Origin of the sequence: Neisseria sp. P0009.S010 (assembly GCF_051958545.1) — a bacterium.
Taxonomy (GTDB): domain Bacteria; phylum Pseudomonadota; class Gammaproteobacteria; order Burkholderiales; family Neisseriaceae; genus Neisseria; species Neisseria subflava_A.
In genome coordinates this window covers 12,953-30,369 of the sequence record NZ_JBQCVH010000008.1, presented here as the reverse complement: position 1 = coordinate 30,369, position 17,417 = coordinate 12,953, and the positions used below count along the sequence as shown (strand labels likewise).

The following is a 17,417-nucleotide window of genomic DNA, read 5'->3' as shown; positions in this document are numbered from 1 at the left end:
ACGGAAGATATAGCTTTGATGCGTGTTTTACGCAAAGGAAACAGGCCGTCTGAAAGGTTTCAGACGGCCTTTAATGCAGGCATAAACGCGTTTACTTCACTTGCGCCATATATTTTTTCAGACGGCCTTTGCTTTGCATGGCGCGGTTTTCCATTTCATCGACAACGGCTTGTGCTTTGGCTTTGTTCACCGGTTTGCCGACCTGAATCACACCGCTCATGTTCATCATGCGGTGCGGCGGGCAGGTATAGACATACACGCCTTCTTTGTCGAGCTTGAGCGTGAAGTCTTTGCCGTCTTCAGAGAGGAAGTCGGCAACGCCGTCGGGCAGGGCTTTGCTTTGCACCCAGTGGCCGCTGTTGGCGGCTTTGAAGGTAACAGTGTCGCCGACTTTGGCGTTGACGTAGCCGGGCTCGAACACCATGCTGCCGTCTTTGCCGTTGTCGAGCATTTTGACTTCGTGGTTGGCGGCGTATGCGCTAAGGGACGCGGTCAGCATCAGGAGGAAGAGGGTTTTTTTCATGGAGAAAGTCCTTTTTGTGAAGAGTATAAAATGATTGCTGGGGCTGGTTTCTTGGTGGCAGATTCCCAGCTAGGATTGCCGCATCGGGCGGATAACGGGCAGGCCTTTGCTGTCGTACAAAAGCTCGATGTCCACTTTATACAGCCTGCCTATCATGTCCGCCTGCAACACGTCCTGCGGCGCGCCCTGCGCCTGTACTTTGCCTTCACCAAGCAGAATCACGCCGTCTGAAAACTGCGCGGCGAGGCTCAAATCGTGCAACACCATCAGCGTAACCAGATTGTGTTCGTGCGTGTATTGCACCACGCGCTCCAAAAGATTGAGCTGATGGTGCATATCCAGCGCGCTGACCGGTTCGTCCAGCATCAGGATTTCGGGGCGGCGCAGCATGACTTGGGCAAACATCACGAGCTGCCGCTGTCCGCCGGAAAGCCGCATGACGTCGCGGTGCGCCAGATGGCCGATACCCAGCTCCGCCATGATACTTGCGGCTTCGTGCAGCAGTTCGTCGCCGACGTGCATGTGCAGCGCGTCCATGCGGCCGAGCAACACGACTTCCAGCGCGGTCAGCGAGGCTTCGGCGGCGGTGTCCTGCGGCATATAGCCTATGCGTTTGCGCCAGCTTTGCAGGTGGATTTTGCTCAACACTTCGTCGCCGTAGCGGATGGTGCCTTTGTGCGCGACTTCGCCGAAAATCGTTTTCATCAGCGAGGATTTGCCCGTGCCGTTCGGGCCGAGCACGGAATAGACTTTGCCTTGTTCCAGCGTCAAATCGATATTGTCGGCGACCACATAATCGCCGCGCCGGATGTGTACGTTTTCAAGTTTCAACATTTCAGACGGCCTATCGTTTCGTTAATACAATCCAGAAGAAGAACGGCACGCCGACAAACGACGTAACAATCCCCACCGGAAACAGCGCGCCGGGGATAATCACCTTGGACAACACGCTGGCCACCGACAGAAACGCCGCCCCTGCCAGCATCGCGCCGGGCAGGAAGAAACGTTGGTCTTCGCCCAAAAGAATCCGCGCCACATGCGGCGCAACCAGTCCGATAAAGCCGATGACGCCGACAAAACTGATGGCCGTTGCCGTCATTACCGCCACCAACACCAGCGTTTTCAGACGCAAAAATTGCAGATTGATGCCCAGCCCGACGGCGCGTTCTTCGCCCAAGCGCAGCGCAGTCAGCTTCCACACATCGCGCGAAAGCAGAAACACGCATACCGCCGTAACCGCCGCCGTAACGATGACTGTTTCCCAAGTCGCCTTGGTCAGGCTGCCGAACAGCCAAAACAGAATCTGCTGCGAAATCTCAGGCGCGGCGATAAATTGAATCAGCGACAAAATCGACTGAAACAGGAACAACAGCGCAATCCCCACCAACACCAACATCGCCGAATTGAAGCGGCGCGCTGAGGCAAACAGAAACAAGATGCCCGAAGCCAGCATGGTCATCACAAACGCACCGATGGGGACGGCGACCGTTTCAGGCAGCCCGAAACCGCCGAACGCAATCACCGCCGACGCGCCCAAACCTGCCGCCGCAGCCAAGCCCAGCGTATAAGGGCTGGCCATCGGGTTGTTCAAGAGCGTTTGAATTTCCGCACCGCCGACACCTAAAGCCGCGCCGACCACCAACGCCATCACCGCAATCGGCAGGCGCAAATCCATCACAATCAGGCGGTTCATTTCATCGACTTCGGGTTTGCCCAGCAAAACATTGACCACTTCGCCGACGGGCAGCGTGTCCGTCATCGCAGGGCCGGTGGCGATGTCGAATAGGAAACTGACCGCCGCGATGACTAAAAACATCAACACAATCAACCAACGCTTGCCTTCCAACTTGCGCTGGTTTTTCACAATCTCGGCGACAACCGAATCATTCATGTTTCAAACCTTTAAAAAAGAGTGTTGTGAAAGGGGAGAAACAGGTTTGCCTTTTTCTTCCGCAAAAATTTCAGACGGCCTTCCGATTTTAAAGGCCGTCTGAAAATCTAAATTACCTTATTGTCCTTTCGGATAGAGGTAGAATGTGCCGTTCGGTACGACGGGCAGGTTTTGGCGGTAGAAGTCCAAATAGGTTTTTTCAGGGTTGAAATCCTTAAACAACTGCGGATAAATCGCTTTGGCCATAAACTGAATCGATGCGCTGTCGGACAGCGTGCGCGAGTTGGCGTGGTAGGCGGCATAGAGGCGGTTGTTTTTAATCGCAGGCAGGTTGGCCCAGCCGGCGCGTTTGGCAAAGCCTGCCAAGCGTTTTTCCGCTTCGGCTTTTGGAATGCCCCAGCCCATCACCATGGCGGCAGGGTTTTTCTTCAATTCGGTTTCGCGGCCGGTAATCACGATCACGTCGGGTTTGGCGGCGAGGACTTTTTCAGGATTGATCGGGCCGTAGAATTCGACCGAAGAAGCGGCGATATTGTTGCCGCCGACCAGTGTCGCCATCGAACCCCACATGCTCTTGCCGAAGGTAACGCTGTGTTCGGCAGGGCCTTTGTTGCCGAACTCGATATAGACTTTAGGCTTGGGCCGGTTGGCTTTTTTCACGCGCGCCTGGATGGTGTCGGCGATGCGTTTGTAGTCTGCCGCCAGTTTGTCGGCTTTTTGCTGCTGGCCGGTCAGCGTGCCGATGAGCTTGGTCGATTGAACGTGTTTGGCCACTGTTTGCGCGTTGTAATCCAACACGACGATGGGGATGCCGGCTTTGTTGATGCGGTCGAGATCGGAACCCAAAGCCTTGTATTGCCATTCGGCCAAAACCAGCAAATCGGGTTTCAGCGCCAATACTTTCTCAATCGAGAACGTGCCGACTTCCACTTCGCCCACGTCGGTCAGCTGATTCAGTTTAGGCACGGCTTTGCTGAATGCCGCCCAGCTTGGCGGCGCCCAGTCGGCCCAAACTGCTTTGGAAAAACCAACGACGTTGTCCAGCGCGGTTTTGCCGCCGATGGCCATGTAGTCTTGGTAGTAGAAGCCCAACACCACGCGCTTGGCAGGCAGGTCGACAGTTACCTTACGGCCGAGGATATCGGTCAGCTGAACCGGTTTGGCAAAAGCGGATACGGAGCCGACTGATAAAGCTGCGACGGCAATCAAAGCAGAAAGTTGCGTAAATCTCATGGATTATTCCTTTAAAATATGATGATAACCATTATCTTTTTATAAATTTACAAGGTATTGAATCTTTTTTCAAGTGAAACGAGTGAGTAGACATATTTCGAAATAAAAAGTTTCATCATTAAAACGAAGGGATAGTGTTGATATAGGGCTTGGGTGTACTGAAGACTTAGTGAAAAGGAATGATATGATGTGTCTAAAGCCATAGTGGGCAGTAGCTGAAATGGATAGGTAAAGGGTTTTTTATTGCAACAAAATAAAAGGTATTCGGTTGAAAACAAGGCCGTCTGAAACCTTGCAATCAGGGTTCAGACGGCCTTTAGTGTAGGCATAAAAGTTTTATTTCACTTGCGCCCTATATTTTTCAGACGGCCTGTAAGCGGTGTTTGGGAAAAGTAAAAAAGGTTGGAGACCTTTGCAAAAATAGTCTGTTAACGAAATTTGACGCATAAAAATGCGCCAAAAAAATTCAATTGACTAAAACCTTCCTGATATTGAGCAAAAAATAGGAAAAATCAGAAAGGTTTTGCATTTTGAAAATGAGATTGAGCATAAAATTTTAGTAACCTATGTTATTGCAAAGGTCTCGGTTGGTTTTTGAAATGGCGAAATAGGAAAGGCTTGAGGGGAATCGGGTGTCAACCCAAAATGGGAAAAAATAAAAAGGGCGTGTTCAATACGCCCTTGTGTCGGTTTCGGATATTTTGCGAATTTCAGACGGCCTTGTCTTCGTTCTGCTCGCTTTGGTTGAGGATTTTAATCAGTTTCTCGGCTTTTTCCGGGTCTTCGCAGCGCAGGATTTTGGCAGCATCGTTTTCAAGATGGCCGGTGTGGCTGTGCAGGATGATGTTTTTAACCGAAAGCAGGTTGTTGGGGTTCATGGAGAATCGGCGCAAGCCCATGCCGAGCAATAGGCGGGTAAAGACGGTATCGCCGGCCATTTCGCCGCAGATGGAGACGCCTTTTTCCATGCGGTTGGCGGTGCGGATGATGTGTTGCAGCGTTTTGAGGACGGCAGGGTGGCCGGGTTGGTAGAGGTGGCTGACGCTGTCGTCGCCGCGGTCGACCGACAGGAGGTATTGAATCAGGTCGTTGGTGCCGATGGAAACGAAGTCGACGAGCTTGAGGATGCTGCCGACGGTCATGGCGGCGGACGGGATTTCGATCATGCAGCCGATGCTGACCGGGCCGAAGGTTTCGCCGCGTTCGGTCAGCTGGCGTTGGGCCGTGTCCAGATGGATAAGGCATTGGCGCACTTCGGAAATGGACGTAATCATCGGCCACATTATGCGCACGGGGCCGTGTGCGGCGGCGCGGAGGATAGCGCGCATTTGGGTGCGGAACATGACCGGCTCGGCGAGGCATAGGCGGATGCCGGTCAGGCCGAGTGCAGGGTTGAGGCTGCCGTTGGGTGTGCTGTTTTGGCCGAACCAGCGCGGATTTTTATCGACGCCCAAATCGACAGTGCGGATGGTGATGTTTTTGCCTTTGAGTTTTTTGACGATGCCGGCATAGACTTCGTATTGTTCGTCTTCGGTCGGCATGTTGTCGCGGTTGAGGTAGAGGAATTCGCTGCGGAACAGGCCGACGCCGTCTGCGCCGAAGTTGTGCAGGGCTTTGATGTCTTCGGCGGATTCGATGTTGGCGAGCAACTCAATGTTGATGCCGTCGGCCGTGGTGGCGGCGGTTTTTTTGATTTTGTTGAGTTCGCGCTTGTGGCTGCGGTATTCGCGGGCGAGGCGGCGGTATTCGTTGAGGACGACTTCGTCGGGATCGATGATGAGGACGCCGTTGATGCCGTCGACGATGACGATTTCGTTTTCGGTAATGAGTTTGCGGGCGTTATGCAGGCCGATGACGGACGGGATGTCGAGGCTGCGGCCCAAGATGGCGGTGTGGCTGGTCGGACCGCCGGCATCGGTTACGAAGGCGGTAATGTGCTGCTCTTTGAACAATACGGTATCGGCAGGCGAGAGGTCGTGCGCGATGAGGACGGTGTCGTCAAACAGGTTGCCGGCGAGGTTGATTTCGTTGCTTTGGCCGACAAGGTTGTTGTGGATGCGGCGGACGACTTGGAGCATGTCCTGTTTGCGTTCGCGCAGGTAGTCGTCGTCGATGCTGTCGAACTGGGCGGCGAGTTTGTCGCTTTGTTGTTTCAATGCCCATTCGGCGTTGATTTTCTGCTCGCGCAAAATGTCGATGGGTTCGCGCGAGAGGGTGACGTCGGTCAGCAGCATCAGGTGTAGGGAGATGAACGCGCCCAATTCGGTCGGGGCGTTTTCGGGAATCGCGCCGCGCAGCTGTTCCAATTCTTTGCGCGTGGCTTTGATGGCGTTGTCGAAACGGGCAACTTCGGCATCGAGTTTGTCAGGATCAATGTCGTATTGGGGGACTTCCGTTGTGCCGCGCGTGATGAGGTGGGCGTGGCCGATGGCAATGCCTTTGCCCGCGGCTACACCGTGTAGGACGATGCTCATTATTCGCCCTCGCCGAAGTAGTCGTTGATGAGGTCGGTCAATGCCTGCATGGCGGCGGCTTCGTCTGCGCCTTCTGTTTCCAGTTCAATCACGGTACCTTTGGCGGCGGCCAGCATCATCAGGCCCATGATGCTTTTACCGTTGACGCGGTTGCCGTTTTTGGTGACCCAGACTTCGCTTTGGAATTGGGAGGCGGTTTGGGTGAATTTGCTGGAAGCGCGCGCGTGCAGGCCGAGTTTGTTGATGATTTCGATTTCTTGTTTGAGCATGGATGTCCCCTAAATGTAATGTTCGTAAAGTGAATGTTTTCAGACGGCCTTAGCCGTGTTCTTTGCACACCAGGTCTTCAGGTGCGGATGTAATGGCGAAAATGCCCCGGATGGCGGCTTCTTTGACGGTTTCGGTGAAGTCGGAGAGGTTTTCGGCTTGTGATGAGTATTGGATGGCTTTAATCATCATCGGGGCGTTGAGGCCGGTCAGGATGGCGGATTTGTTTTCGCGCACCAGCCGGCGTGCGGCGTTGCACGGGGTTGCGCCGAAGATGTCGGTCATGATCAGCACGCCGCGGTTGTCGGGAAATTCCTGCAACGCGGCGATGGCGTTGTTGATGATGTCGTTTTGATCCTCGTCGGGCTGTACGCCGAGGATGTGGAGATTTTCGGGGAAGCCGTTGGGAAAGAAATGGTCGGCCAAACCGCGATAGGCTTCACCTATGGTTTCATGTGTAATGATTAACAAACCTATCATGATGTGTTCCTAGCATGGGGTTGAGGCCGTCTGAAGATTTTTCAGACGGCCTTTGTTTTATTTATTGTTTAAGGCGTAGATTTCGCCGAGGTTGCGCCAACAGCCGGCGGCATCCATACCGTAGCCGAAGACGTAGCGGTTGGGCACGTCTAAACCGACATAATCGGCTTTGGTCGGTTTTTCTTTGTCGATCAGTTTGTTGGCAAATACGGCCGCACGGCAGCTTGCCGCACCCATTTCCAACAGTTTTTCCTGAATGGCGGCCATGGTGTGGCCTTCGTCCAGAATGTCGTCCAAAACGACTACATGACGGCCTTTGATTTGCTCGGGGTCGGGCATGCGTTTCCAGTTGAACGCGCCGCCTGCGAGCTTGTCACCGTAGCGGGAAACGTGGACGTAGTCAAAGTCCAAAGGAAAGCGCAACAGCGGCAGCAGCTGCCCTGTAAACACCACCGCGCCGCCCATTACAGGCAAGAGCAGGGGGTATTTGTCGCCCAAGTCGCGGGTGATGTCGTCGGCAACTTTTTGCAAGGCCGCGCGGCATTGTTTTTGGTCAAACAGCAAGTCGGCATTGTCCAGCATGGCCTGGGTTTCAAGGCGTTTGGTTTCTAAGTCGGTCATGATAGGTCGTGTTGAGTGCGGTTAAAAATAAATTATATAGCGGATTCAATCAATTTTCGATACAAGGCGCGGCAATAGTGTAGTGAATGTGAGGGGAATTTGAGCCGATCACGTTCAGACGGCCTTTTGTCCTTCCGCTTCGTCCACCAGCAAAAATGCCGTTAAAGCCAAAGCGGTCAATACCGCCGTCAACACCATCGCCCGTCCGTAATTGTCCGCACCGGCGCGCCCGAGATAATCGTAAATCAAAGTGGTCAGCGTCTGCCATTCGGGGCGAGACAGGAATAATGTGGCTGCAAATTCGCCGATACACGTTGCCGAAGCCAGAGTCAGGCCGCGCCGCAAAGCCGGTTTCAATAAAGGTGCGGTGACATAACAGGCCGTCTGAAAACCGTTTGCGCCCATGGTGCGCGCCGCCGCCACGTAATCTTTGGGCAAACCATCCCACGCGGCCAGTACGTCTTTGGCCACAAACGGATACGCCAACAGCGCGTAAGTCGCCGTCAGCAGCCACAGCGAAGCCGTCCACTGCGGATAGAGCAGCAAAACGCCGAAGGCGATGCACACGGGCGACACCATAAACGGCAAAAACATCAGCGCGCGCAACCACGCCATTTGCCGTGCCGCTGCCGCATATAGCACGCCCAAAACCGTTGCTGCCGCCACGGCTGCCGCAGAGAAACGGACGGTATTCCACACCGCCGCCCACGTTTGCGCTTCCAGCAAGACTGCCCACGAAGAGCCTGCCGATACCGCCTTGAGCCACACCGCCGCCAAAGGCAGCAGACAGCACACTGCCAACATGGCCAAAACCGTTGCCGTCAGCCATTTTTCCCAAGCCCATATCGGCGCACGCGGAGGCAAAGGCGAGACAGACTTATCCACAGCCACGCGTTTGCTCCAATACGCATACAAACCGCCTGCCGCCGCCGTAACCGCCAGCACCAGCCACACCAATACCGACGCACGCGCCATGTCCAACTCATACGCCACCAGCCGGTAGATTTCCACTTCCACTGTTGCAAAACGTTCGCCGCCGAGCAGCAAGGCCAGCCCGAAGCCTGAAAAACAATATAAAAATACCAGACACGCACCACCGGCAACCCACGCGCGCACCACCGGCCATTCGACCCAGACAAACCGCCGCCACGCGTCCGCGCCCAAAGATTGTGCCGACAGCAACCGCGCCTGCGGCACACGCACAAATCCCTGATACGCCGAGCGCACCAAAACCGGCAGGTTGAAAAACACGTTGCCGTAAATCAGCAGCCACGGCGTGTCCTGCCAACCTGCCGCCAGCATACCGTGTGCGCCAAACAAGGCCAGCACGCCCATGCCTGCTACCAAAGTCGGCATCACAAAAGGCAGCATCAGCAGGCGTAAAACCGTGCGCCGTCCGGCAAAGTCCATCCGCGCCAGCACCCACGCCGCAGGCACGCCCAAAGCCGTGACCAAGACGCAGGTCAAAACCGCCTGCGCCACCGTCCAGCCCAAGCGCAGGCGCATATAGTCATCAGCCACCACTTCCGCCCAAGCGCCTTCGCCGTCGTAAAACGCCAGCGACAGCAAAGGCGCGGCCACCATGACCGCCAAGAAACCCAAAGGCAGAAGCAACAGCGCAAACCGCCGAATCCAAACCTGCATCGATGCGTACCCGAGAATAAAAACGCCTATTTTAGCCCGAGTTCGGCATAGAAGGTGGTATTCCTGCCCTTGTTTTCAGACGGCCTGGGCAGTCTTACGGATAAAACCGCCATTTCTTCAAATTTTCCAAACATTTACGAAATCTCTTCAAAAAGGCAACATAATTGGTTGAGCATTTTTGTTACAATGCCGCCGATTCAAAAAACCAAACAAATCAAAAACAAGGAAACATTATGACCGCTACACGCCCACAAACCTACGATGCTGTCGCGCGCGCGTTGCACTGGCTGACCGTACTCGGTTTCATCGGCATCCTCTCCACCATTACCGTTTGGACCATCTACGATGGCGAAGAATGGGTCAAATCGCTCTTCGGCGTGCATAAATCCATCGGTTTCATCACGCTGTTGGTGATTGCCGTGCGCATTGTTTGGGCTTTGCTCAATGCGTCCAAACGTCCTGCCGCCGACAGCTTTGCTGCCAAAGCAGGCCACCTTGCCCTTTACGTCCTCATGCTTGCCGTTCCCGTTATCGGCATGATCCGCCAATATGGCGGCGGCCGCGGCCCTTTGAAAGTATTCGGTATCGAAGTGATGCAGGGTTCGCCTGAAAAAATCGAATGGATGTCTAATCTCGGCAATATGGCGCACGGCAAACTCGGTTGGCTGCTCTTCGCGCTTGTCGCCGGCCACATCGCCATGGTTATCGTCCACCGCATTCAAGGCCACGACGTTTTATACCGCATGATTGGCCGCCGTTCTTAAGTGTAAAATGATAAACAGCCAAGGCCGTCTGAAAACAGTTTGACCAAGCAAAAACTGTTTTCAGACGGCCTTTTTGTATTTGTGTTAATCTGAAAAAAGTAGGGCAGGCATTTTGCCTGACGTTGTCTAAATACTGTAAACCATACCGAGAAACACCATGACTGCTCCCATTCTCGCCATCACATCCGGCGAACCGGCCGGCATCGGCCCCGACATCTGCCTCGATTTGGCTTTCGCCGACTTTCCTTGCCGCCCCGTTGTTTTATGCGACAAAAACCTGTTGGCGCAAAGGGCCGAACAGCTCGGCAAATCCGTCATCCTGCGCGACTTCCAAGCCCAAGCGGCTGATCTGTTGCCCAAGGGCGAACTCGAAGTCCTGCATATTCCTTTAGATGCCGCGTGTCGGGCGGGCGAGCTCAATCCTGCCAATGCCGCGTATGTCCTCCGGCTGCTGGATACGGCGTATCAAGGCATTTCAGACGGCCTGTTTACCGGTATGGTTACCGCGCCGCTGCACAAAGGCATCATCAACGATGCCCACGCAGGCAACGGCTTTTTCAGCGGCCATACCGAATACCTCGCCGAAAAAAGCCATACCGAACAGGTCGTCATGATGTTGACCGGCGGCGGCCTGCGTGTGGCATTGGTCACCACTCATCTGCCGCTGAAAGATATTTCCGCCGCCATCACAAAGCCTTTAATCAAGTCGGTTGTCCGCATTCTTGAACACGACCTGCGCCATAAGTTCGGCATAGCCAAACCGGTCATCCTCGTTACCGGCCTCAATCCCCACGCGGGCGAAGGCGGCCATTTGGGACACGAAGAAATCGACACCATTATTCCGGCGCTTCATGCCCTGCAGGCCGAAGGCATAGACGCACGCGGCCCTTATCCGGCCGATACTGTGTTCCAACCCTTCCTGCTCAAAGATGCCGACGCCGTCCTCGCCATGTATCACGACCAAGGACTGCCGGTGCTCAAATACGCCGGTTTCGGCGAAGGTGTGAATATCACCCTCGGCTTGCCCTTTATCCGCACCTCCGTCGATCATGGCACGGCCTTGAACTTGGCAGGCACGGGCAAAGCCGATTCCGGCAGCCTGATTACCGCCGTCCGCGCCGCGCTTGATATGGCGCACAATATGCAGCAGGCCGTCTGAAGCGTGAAGGTTTAATCGTTCGCAGGCGTAATGTGTTCCTGTAACAGCATCATCAGGGAGCATCTGCCTGCCGATTTGATGAAGCCGATGGATGTTTGGACAATAATCAGCGTTTTATTTTAAAAATCATATAAAAAAGGCCGTCTGAAACCCCATATTTTGGGTTTCAGACGGCCTTTTAGTTTTTTGGTTTACCAAATTTCAGACAAAGTTTCTTTGACTTTGGCCTTCACTTCCGCACCGAAGCGACGGCTGAGCATTTTGCTGAAATCGTCTTGCGGCGTGTAGTTGACCAGCTCGGGGGCTTTGACAACATCGCGGGCAACGCTGTAAATGCTGCCGAAGTCGTCAATCAGGCCGACCTGTTTGGCTTCTTTGCCGGTGTAGATGCGTCCACTGAAAACATCGGGATACTGTTTGTCTTTCAACCTTGCACCGCGGCCGAGTTTGACGGCTTTGATAAATTCTTGGTGGATATCGCCCAACATGCTTTCCCAAATTTGGGTTTGTGCCGGGGTTTCAGGCGTGAAAGGGTCGCCCATACCTTTGTTGCTGCCGGCGGTTTTCAGACGGCGTTTGACACCGGCTTTGTCCATCAGGCCGGTAAAGTCGAAACCGCCGCCGATCACGCCGATGCTGCCGACAATACTGGAAGGGTCGGCGTAGATTTTGTCGGCTGCGGCGGCAATGTAGTAGCAGCCGGAAGCGCACATGTCTTCGGCAACGAGGTAGACAGGAATGTCTTTGTGTTCGGCTTTGAGGCGGCGGACTTCGTTAAAGGCCGTGTTGGACACGACAGGCGAACCGCCGGGGCTGTTGGCGCGGATGATGATGGCTTTGGCATTGCCGTTGTTGTAGGCGGCTTCCATGCTGTCGCGCAGGATTTGGACTTGGTCGTCGATGTCGTTGCCGATTTCGCCGGTCAGGTCGATAACGGCGGTGTGTTCGCCGCGGGCGTGGATGCTCGTGGTTTTTCCTTCTTCTTCCGCGAGGCCGAAGATCAGGCTGAGGAAGATGAGGACGGCGATGCCGCGCCAGATATTGCGCCAAATGCGGGCGCGGCGCTGTTCTTGGTAGGCGGCGAGGAGGACTTCGCGCAGGATGTTGCGCTCCCAGTTATCGACGGGTGTGGAGGCTGAAGATGGTGTGTTTTGGGCATCGCCTTCACGGTGGATTCGGTATTGCATGATGTGATGTGCTTTCTTGTGGGCCGTCTGAATGTTCAGACGGCCTTATCGGTTTTAGTTGATGGAATAGCCGCGCAGGTATTGTGTACGTTCGCGGGTCATGCGGGTTTCACACTGCAGGCGCAGGTATTCTGCTTGTGCGGCGCTGTCTGCGGAGGCGGCGGCTTGTTGGCAGTTGAGTTTTTTGCTTTGAATCCAGGCGCGTTGTTCGCCGAGGATTTGTTGTTTGACATCGCTGTCCATGCCGCCCCAGAGGTCGTTGATCTCGCCGTCTGCCTGACGGTTTTGCGCGCGCGCGTTGTCGAGTTCGCTTTGGCTGAGGCCGGGCGGTTCGTTGCGCGGAGTTTCACGGTCAGGACGCAGGACTTCGTAGTCTGAATCGTTGTCATCATCGGTCAAGCCGACGGCTTGGCTGGCGGCGTTGTTTTCAAGGATGTCTTGTGGATCAACAGTCGGCGGCTCTTCCGTATTTTGGTTTTGCAGCAGCTTGATGGCCTGCTCTTTGGATACTGGTTTGCCGTCTATCATGACGATGCTTTTCACGCCGTAGGGCAACAGGGTGGCGGAAAGGGTCTGGGCTGTGGTGCTCAGAGTGTTGTCTTCGAGAACCGGTTTGCCGTCTTTGTCGGGGGTGTAGAGCAGGGTGGTGCTGAACGTGTTATTTTCAAAAGTCAGGTTGCTGCCCATCAGTTTTTGTTCGAGCATGTCGGACAACGGGGTGTTGCCGTAAATCAGCGGGCTGTTGTCTATGGCCGTTTTGAGGATGTTGTCGGGGATGCGGATTTTGAGGTTGGCGCGGCAGATGGCTTTGCCGTTGTCTTCGGTTTCTTTGGGGTCTTCAAGCAGGGTTTCTAATTCGAGGCCGGCGGCGATGATTTTGTCGGCATCGACGAATTGGCGGTTGTCATTGCGGGCAAAGGAGCGCGCTTGTTGTTTGAGGGTGTCTTCGATGGTGGTACGGATGTTTTGCAGTGTGGCCGGTTGGGCGCAATCAAGCGCGGCTTTCGGCTCTTCTTTGCTGCATGCGGCAAGAAGAATCGTGCTTAAAATCAATACGGAAGCGGTTTTTTTGTACATGGGTACTCCTGAAGATGACGGCCTTTCAGACGGCCTGACGTGCCTATCATAACAAAAGCACTTGCAGCAAGTAAATGCGGCAAGTGCTTTTCTATGTTAGACGTATCAGCCTTTGATGACGCTGACAAAGCCGGAGAGGATGGCGGCGTTGAGCAAGTCAACGAAGAAGGCGCCGACCATAGGTACAATCAGGAAGGCTTTGTGCGACGGGCCGAAGGTTTGGGTCAGGGACTGCATGTTGGCAACGGCGGTCGGGGTGGCACCCAAACCGAAGCCGCAGTGGCCTGCTGCCAATACGGCAGAGTCGTAATCGCGACCCATGAAGACGTAGGTAACGAAAGTGGCGTACAGAATCATCACAACGGTTTGTACGGCCAAGATGATGGTCACAGGACCTGCCAGACCGGTCAACTCCCACAGTTTCAGATTCAGAAGAGCCATGGCAAGGAAGAGTGACAGGGAAGCATTGCCGAAGACGTCGATGGCGCGGTCAAACATATTGACTTTGAAGGCTGCGGTCAGGACGTTGCGGATGACCACACCAGCAAACAGACACCATACGAATTTAGGCAAGTCGAAGAAGGCTTTGTCGTAGCCATCCACGATTTCGGCAAATGCCAAACAGCCGGCAAACATAGCCAAGGTTTCGACAGCAGACTCGGCAGTAATCAGGCGGGTGCGCTGTGCTTGTTCGAAGATGTCGTCGGCAGCATCGTTGTCGTCGGATTTGGCAGTTTTGACGACAGGTTTACGGCCCAATTTGTTGATCAGACGGCGTGCAACAGGACCACCGATCAAACCGCCGAATACCAGGCCGAATGTTGCAGAAGCCATACCTAAGCCGGTTGCGCCGGTCAGGCCGAATTTGCTTTCAAAGTCAGGACCCCATGCACCGGCAGTACCGTGACCGCCGGTCAGGGTAATCGAACCGGTAATCAGGCCAATCAGCGGATCCAAGCCCAATGCGCTCGCCAAGCCGACACCGACGAAGTTTTGGACGATGATGAATGCACCCACCACGGCGGTAAAGATAACCAAAGGCAAACCGCCCGCTTTCAGACGGGAGAAGTCGGCGCTCAAACCGATGGATGTAAAGAAGATGAGCATGAACGCATCTTGCAGCGGTTTTTCAAATTTGAAGCTGACACCGTAGGCTTCGTGCAGGGCGAACAGGACGATAGCGGCAATCAAACCGCCGGCGACCGGCTCGGGAATATTGAAGTCTCTTAAGAATTTGATTTTTTGAACCAGAAATTTACCAACCAGCAACACGAGCGTGGCGGCAATCAGTGTGTAATAACTGTTGAATTCCCATTCCATGTTGTTTCACCTCCTAGAAATGTTTTTCCGAGCATCCGTTTTTGTTCCGGATGTAGTGTGTTTCAACGCTTGGCGTTATCCGCCGAGTGTCATGGTATTGATGCGCGGACAAGGTGTTTTCAGAAAGAAATGAAAACAATGACGTGTCCGTGAAAAATAACTGGCAAATATTAGGGGAATAGTTAAAGATTGTCAAAAAATGCGAGTGTAAATCTTTTCAGACGGCCTTTTGCCCGATGGTATGGTGCGCTTCGCGGCGCCATTGTTCTAATAGGGATGTTAAAGATTCAGCCGAAGTGTGGCCGTTGCTGATGGCGGCCTGCAGCCAGTAGCAGGCGGTCGGAACATGACAGCCGACACCTTGCCCGTGATAGTAAAAACAGGCGAGGTGGTATTGGGCGGAAGGATGGTTTTGTTCGGCAGCGATGGCGTACCAGTGTGCAGCCGCCCGAGGGTCTGGCGCTGTACCGAGGCCGTAATGGTAGATGCGGCCTAAGGCTGCCGCCGCGTTTTTATGGTGGAACTCGGCAGCTTCCATGTAATTCTTGCGCGCAGCATTGTAGTCGGCGGGACGGCCGATGGCGTGGGCTTGTGCTTCCGCCAAACGGTAGATGGTTTCGGTTTGTTGCTGTTGCAGGGCGGCTGTTTTGATTTGTTCGTATTGTTGCGGATGGTACAGCGCGGCGTCGCTGATGAGTTTTTGTGCGGCGGCGGCAGAACCCAGCGCGGCGGCCCGGTGGTAGTAATCATGCGCGATATGGTTGTCGGCTTTGATGCCGAGGCCGTAGCGGTAGAGGTCGCCCATGATTTTTAGGGCTTCAGGATAGTCTTTCTCGGCAGCGGCTTTGGCATAGTGCGCCGCTTGGAACGGGTCGCGTTCGGAAAGTTCGCCGGTCAGGGCGTATTGGGCCAGCTTGGCCTGTGCTTTCGCGTGTTCCTTATCGGCGGCACGACGATACCATTCTAAGGCTTCAGGTTTGTGTTGGGTGGCAAGAAGGTCGGCCAGCAGGGTTTGTGCGGCGATGTGGCCGGCTTGCGCGGCTTGTTCGAGATAATGTTCGGCTTGTCCGTGGTTTGGACTGACACCTGTGCCGTAGAAGTAGATTTGACCGAGTTGCCAGCAGGCGGCAGTCACGCCGAGCGCGGCCGCTTTTTCGTATTGTTCGATGGCTGTCGCAATGTCGCCTTGGCGTTGGTGATGGCGTGCCAGATGGTAATATGCAGGCGCGGCATATCGGGCGGTAGCAAGCTCCGCCCAGTAAAGGGATTGTGGATTGTTGCGCTGCGCGTGGTAACGCATGAGGATTAATTGGGCTTCAAGATGACCTTGCTCACCCAGCCAGGCGTAGTCGTTGAGAAGCTGTCCTGTTGGGGTACCGTTGTGTTCGCGTTGTTGCAGCAGGGTAAAGAGTGCCTTAGGATGGCGTTGGGCCGCGGCGGCTTCCAGCCATGGAAGTGCCTGCTCCGGATGACCATTTTGCAGCAGATGATTGCCCAATACAAAAGCAGCTTCCGTATAACCCTGCTCTGCGGCCTGTTGCAGCAGGGGCAGGGCTTGGGCGGTATTGGATTGTTCCAAAAGGGCGGCGGCTTGCCGGTAGAGGATATCAGGAGCGGCGGTCATGGTTTGCGGGCGGATATAAAGTGGAAGACGGATGCTGCGGCATATGGGCGGCGATACCGGTTGAGGGTTTTGTAAAAATATTGCTCGCCACAGTTTTGTAAAGTGTATTGCCTTGCTGGCTTATCTTTAGGATGTTTGGCTTGTTATATTGTTTTGCCTGGGAGTACATCCATATTTTGTGTGTTATTAAGGCCTCAGCTTGAGTTGGTATGCTTTTATGACATCTCAGTTATTATACTGTCTTTGTAATTTATTGTTAATGATAAATGCAGTTTTTATGTTTTATTTACATGGTAGTAGCTAAGATATTGTTTGCTTCAGGCCGTCTGAAATGTTTTTCAGACGGCCTGAACTTTTCCTTCACTAAGTCAGGTTGTCGGTGTGGAAGAGTCGGATGTGTTTTTGTGAGGAAAAAAGACCTTACTGTAGAAGTTACCGTTAATTTGGGTCACGTTGAGGTGGTACATTCGGTAGGCATGGAACAGCTCTTTATCAGGCGGTGTCGGATGATTCCAAAATTCTGCCAAGGTATTTTGGTCAGTAATGCCGGGAATATCATAATAGGCACGGCCGAGCACTTTGACAGGCATATTGTGAATCAGGCCGGACAGGCCGCTGGTGCTGTTGATGGTGACCATGCCGAGGCCATGGCGCAGGAAAGCGGGCAGGGGGACATCATGGACGTAAGTCACGCGGCCTTTGAGTTCGGGGTGTTCTTTGATAAAGCGTTTAATGTCGCGCCAGTAGTCGATAAAGCCGCGGTCCATCGGATGATGCTTGATGATGATGTTGGTATCGGCAGGCGCGTGCGCGGCGAATGAGCTCAAAACATGGAGCAGGAAGCTGCGGACGCTGGGAAAGTCGCAATGGATACGGACTTGGCTGTCGTTGAATACCTGCAGAGGAACAATAAAAAACTTGCCGTATTTGCCCGCCTCCACGCGTTTGGCGATTTGGATGTCTTCAATATAGTAGTTCAAACGCTTGAGGATGGAGAGCGACCACAGTTTGAGGTAATGGCCGGCATTGGATGCGCGGTGGTGGATGTAGTCGAGGTGGTGGATGTAGTCGGGGTAGTGGATGTAGTCGGGGTAGTGGATGTAGTCGGGGTAGTGGATGTAGTCGGGGTAGTGGATGTAGTCGGGGTAGTGGA

At 54.1% G+C, this 17,417-nt stretch carries 16 protein-coding genes; 2 read left to right on the top strand and 14 right to left on the bottom strand.

Annotated features, from left to right (window positions below; genetic code table 11):
• Window positions 1–91 precede the first annotated feature (91 nt).
• From ACTHSN_RS08990 to ACTHSN_RS08950, 9 genes are all read right to left on the bottom strand, one after another.
• Entirely contained in the window at window positions 92–523 is a 432-nt protein-coding gene (locus ACTHSN_RS08990; protein WP_070584383.1) for a plastocyanin/azurin family copper-binding protein, read from the bottom strand.
• 69 nt (window positions 524–592) lie between these two features.
• A complete protein-coding gene (locus ACTHSN_RS08985) occupies window positions 593–1,357 on the bottom strand; it encodes an ABC transporter ATP-binding protein (protein WP_004519103.1) in 765 nt (254 codons plus the stop codon).
• 10 nt (window positions 1,358–1,367) lie between these two features.
• Entirely contained in the window at window positions 1,368–2,414 is a 1,047-nt protein-coding gene (locus ACTHSN_RS08980) for a FecCD family ABC transporter permease (protein WP_049332949.1), read from the bottom strand.
• Between the two features lie 117 nt (window positions 2,415–2,531).
• Window positions 2,532–3,647, bottom strand: coding sequence for an ABC transporter substrate-binding protein (locus ACTHSN_RS08975; protein ID WP_107811093.1), 1,116 nt, complete (start codon window positions 3,645–3,647; stop codon window positions 2,532–2,534).
• Window positions 3,648–4,357: 710 nt separating this feature from the next.
• Complete coding sequence (gene ptsP / locus ACTHSN_RS08970; protein ID WP_070461078.1) at window positions 4,358–6,121, bottom strand: phosphoenolpyruvate--protein phosphotransferase; 1,764 nt, start codon at window positions 6,119–6,121, stop codon at window positions 4,358–4,360.
• Window positions 6,121–6,390: an HPr family phosphocarrier protein gene (locus ACTHSN_RS08965; protein ID WP_003683718.1), complete on the bottom strand. Its 270-nt coding sequence runs from the start codon at window positions 6,388–6,390 to the stop codon at window positions 6,121–6,123. The genes ptsP and ACTHSN_RS08965 overlap by 1 nt, the downstream gene beginning before the upstream one ends.
• A gap of 49 nt (window positions 6,391–6,439) precedes the next feature.
• On the bottom strand, window positions 6,440–6,868 hold the full coding sequence (locus ACTHSN_RS08960; RefSeq protein ID WP_049344952.1) for a PTS sugar transporter subunit IIA: 429 nt from the start codon (window positions 6,866–6,868) through the stop codon (window positions 6,440–6,442).
• Window positions 6,869–6,925: 57 nt separating this feature from the next.
• Complete coding sequence (locus ACTHSN_RS08955) at window positions 6,926–7,489, bottom strand: hypoxanthine-guanine phosphoribosyltransferase (RefSeq protein WP_107811094.1); 564 nt, start codon at window positions 7,487–7,489, stop codon at window positions 6,926–6,928.
• A 114-nt stretch (window positions 7,490–7,603) separates the two neighbouring features.
• A complete protein-coding gene (locus ACTHSN_RS08950) occupies window positions 7,604–9,133 on the bottom strand; it encodes an ABC transporter permease (RefSeq protein ID WP_107768641.1) in 1,530 nt (509 codons plus the stop codon).
• Between the two features lie 233 nt (window positions 9,134–9,366).
• On the opposite strand from ACTHSN_RS08950, the gene ACTHSN_RS08945 reads away from it, so the two are divergent.
• On the top strand, window positions 9,367–9,897 hold the full coding sequence (locus ACTHSN_RS08945; protein WP_083290050.1) for a cytochrome b: 531 nt from the start codon (window positions 9,367–9,369) through the stop codon (window positions 9,895–9,897).
• Between the two features lie 157 nt (window positions 9,898–10,054).
• Entirely contained in the window at window positions 10,055–11,056 is a 1,002-nt protein-coding gene (gene pdxA / locus ACTHSN_RS08940) for a 4-hydroxythreonine-4-phosphate dehydrogenase PdxA (RefSeq protein WP_070461088.1), read from the top strand.
• A 191-nt stretch (window positions 11,057–11,247) separates the two neighbouring features.
• Here pdxA and ACTHSN_RS08935 read toward each other — a convergent pair whose 3' ends face one another.
• The 5 genes from ACTHSN_RS08935 to ACTHSN_RS08915 form a co-directional block, all read right to left on the bottom strand.
• Window positions 11,248–12,243 carry a S49 family peptidase gene (locus ACTHSN_RS08935; protein ID WP_070461090.1) on the bottom strand — a complete coding sequence of 332 codons (996 nt, stop codon included), beginning with the start codon at window positions 12,241–12,243 and terminating at the stop codon, window positions 11,248–11,250.
• A 54-nt stretch (window positions 12,244–12,297) separates the two neighbouring features.
• Window positions 12,298–13,320, bottom strand: coding sequence for a lysozyme inhibitor LprI family protein (locus ACTHSN_RS08930; protein ID WP_070461092.1), 1,023 nt, complete (start codon window positions 13,318–13,320; stop codon window positions 12,298–12,300).
• 105 nt (window positions 13,321–13,425) lie between these two features.
• Window positions 13,426–14,640 carry a sodium/glutamate symporter gene (gltS, locus tag ACTHSN_RS08925; RefSeq protein ID WP_070461095.1) on the bottom strand — a complete coding sequence of 405 codons (1,215 nt, stop codon included), beginning with the start codon at window positions 14,638–14,640 and terminating at the stop codon, window positions 13,426–13,428.
• 217 nt (window positions 14,641–14,857) lie between these two features.
• Window positions 14,858–16,264, bottom strand: coding sequence for a tetratricopeptide repeat protein (locus tag ACTHSN_RS08920; RefSeq protein ID WP_070461098.1), 1,407 nt, complete (start codon window positions 16,262–16,264; stop codon window positions 14,858–14,860).
• 368 nt (window positions 16,265–16,632) lie between these two features.
• Window positions 16,633–17,417, bottom strand: a 785-nt coding sequence (locus ACTHSN_RS08915; protein ID WP_440365271.1) for a capsular polysaccharide export protein, LipB/KpsS family, incomplete at its 5' end; no start/stop codon positions are given.

Coding starts and splice junctions, on each gene's coding strand:
- ACTHSN_RS08990 (WP_070584383.1), bottom strand. CDS start 523: ATGAAAAAAACCCTCTTCCTCCTGATGCTGACCGCGTCCCTTAGCGCA.
- ACTHSN_RS08985 (WP_004519103.1), bottom strand. CDS start 1,357: ATGTTGAAACTTGAAAACGTACACATCCGGCGCGGCGATTATGTGGTC.
- ACTHSN_RS08980 (WP_049332949.1), bottom strand. CDS start 2,414: ATGAATGATTCGGTTGTCGCCGAGATTGTGAAAAACCAGCGCAAGTTG.
- ACTHSN_RS08975 (WP_107811093.1), bottom strand. CDS start 3,647: ATGAGATTTACGCAACTTTCTGCTTTGATTGCCGTCGCAGCTTTATCA.
- ptsP (WP_070461078.1), bottom strand. CDS start 6,121: ATGAGCATCGTCCTACACGGTGTAGCCGCGGGCAAAGGCATTGCCATC.
- ACTHSN_RS08965 (WP_003683718.1), bottom strand. CDS start 6,390: ATGCTCAAACAAGAAATCGAAATCATCAACAAACTCGGCCTGCACGCG.
- ACTHSN_RS08960 (WP_049344952.1), bottom strand. CDS start 6,868: ATGATAGGTTTGTTAATCATTACACATGAAACCATAGGTGAAGCCTAT.
- ACTHSN_RS08955 (WP_107811094.1), bottom strand. CDS start 7,489: ATGACCGACTTAGAAACCAAACGCCTTGAAACCCAGGCCATGCTGGAC.
- ACTHSN_RS08950 (WP_107768641.1), bottom strand. CDS start 9,133: ATGCAGGTTTGGATTCGGCGGTTTGCGCTGTTGCTTCTGCCTTTGGGT.
- ACTHSN_RS08945 (WP_083290050.1), top strand. CDS start 9,367: ATGACCGCTACACGCCCACAAACCTACGATGCTGTCGCGCGCGCGTTG.
- pdxA (WP_070461088.1), top strand. CDS start 10,055: ATGACTGCTCCCATTCTCGCCATCACATCCGGCGAACCGGCCGGCATC.
- ACTHSN_RS08935 (WP_070461090.1), bottom strand. CDS start 12,243: ATGCAATACCGAATCCACCGTGAAGGCGATGCCCAAAACACACCATCT.
- ACTHSN_RS08930 (WP_070461092.1), bottom strand. CDS start 13,320: ATGTACAAAAAAACCGCTTCCGTATTGATTTTAAGCACGATTCTTCTT.
- gltS (WP_070461095.1), bottom strand. CDS start 14,640: ATGGAATGGGAATTCAACAGTTATTACACACTGATTGCCGCCACGCTC.
- ACTHSN_RS08920 (WP_070461098.1), bottom strand. CDS start 16,264: ATGACCGCCGCTCCTGATATCCTCTACCGGCAAGCCGCCGCCCTTTTG.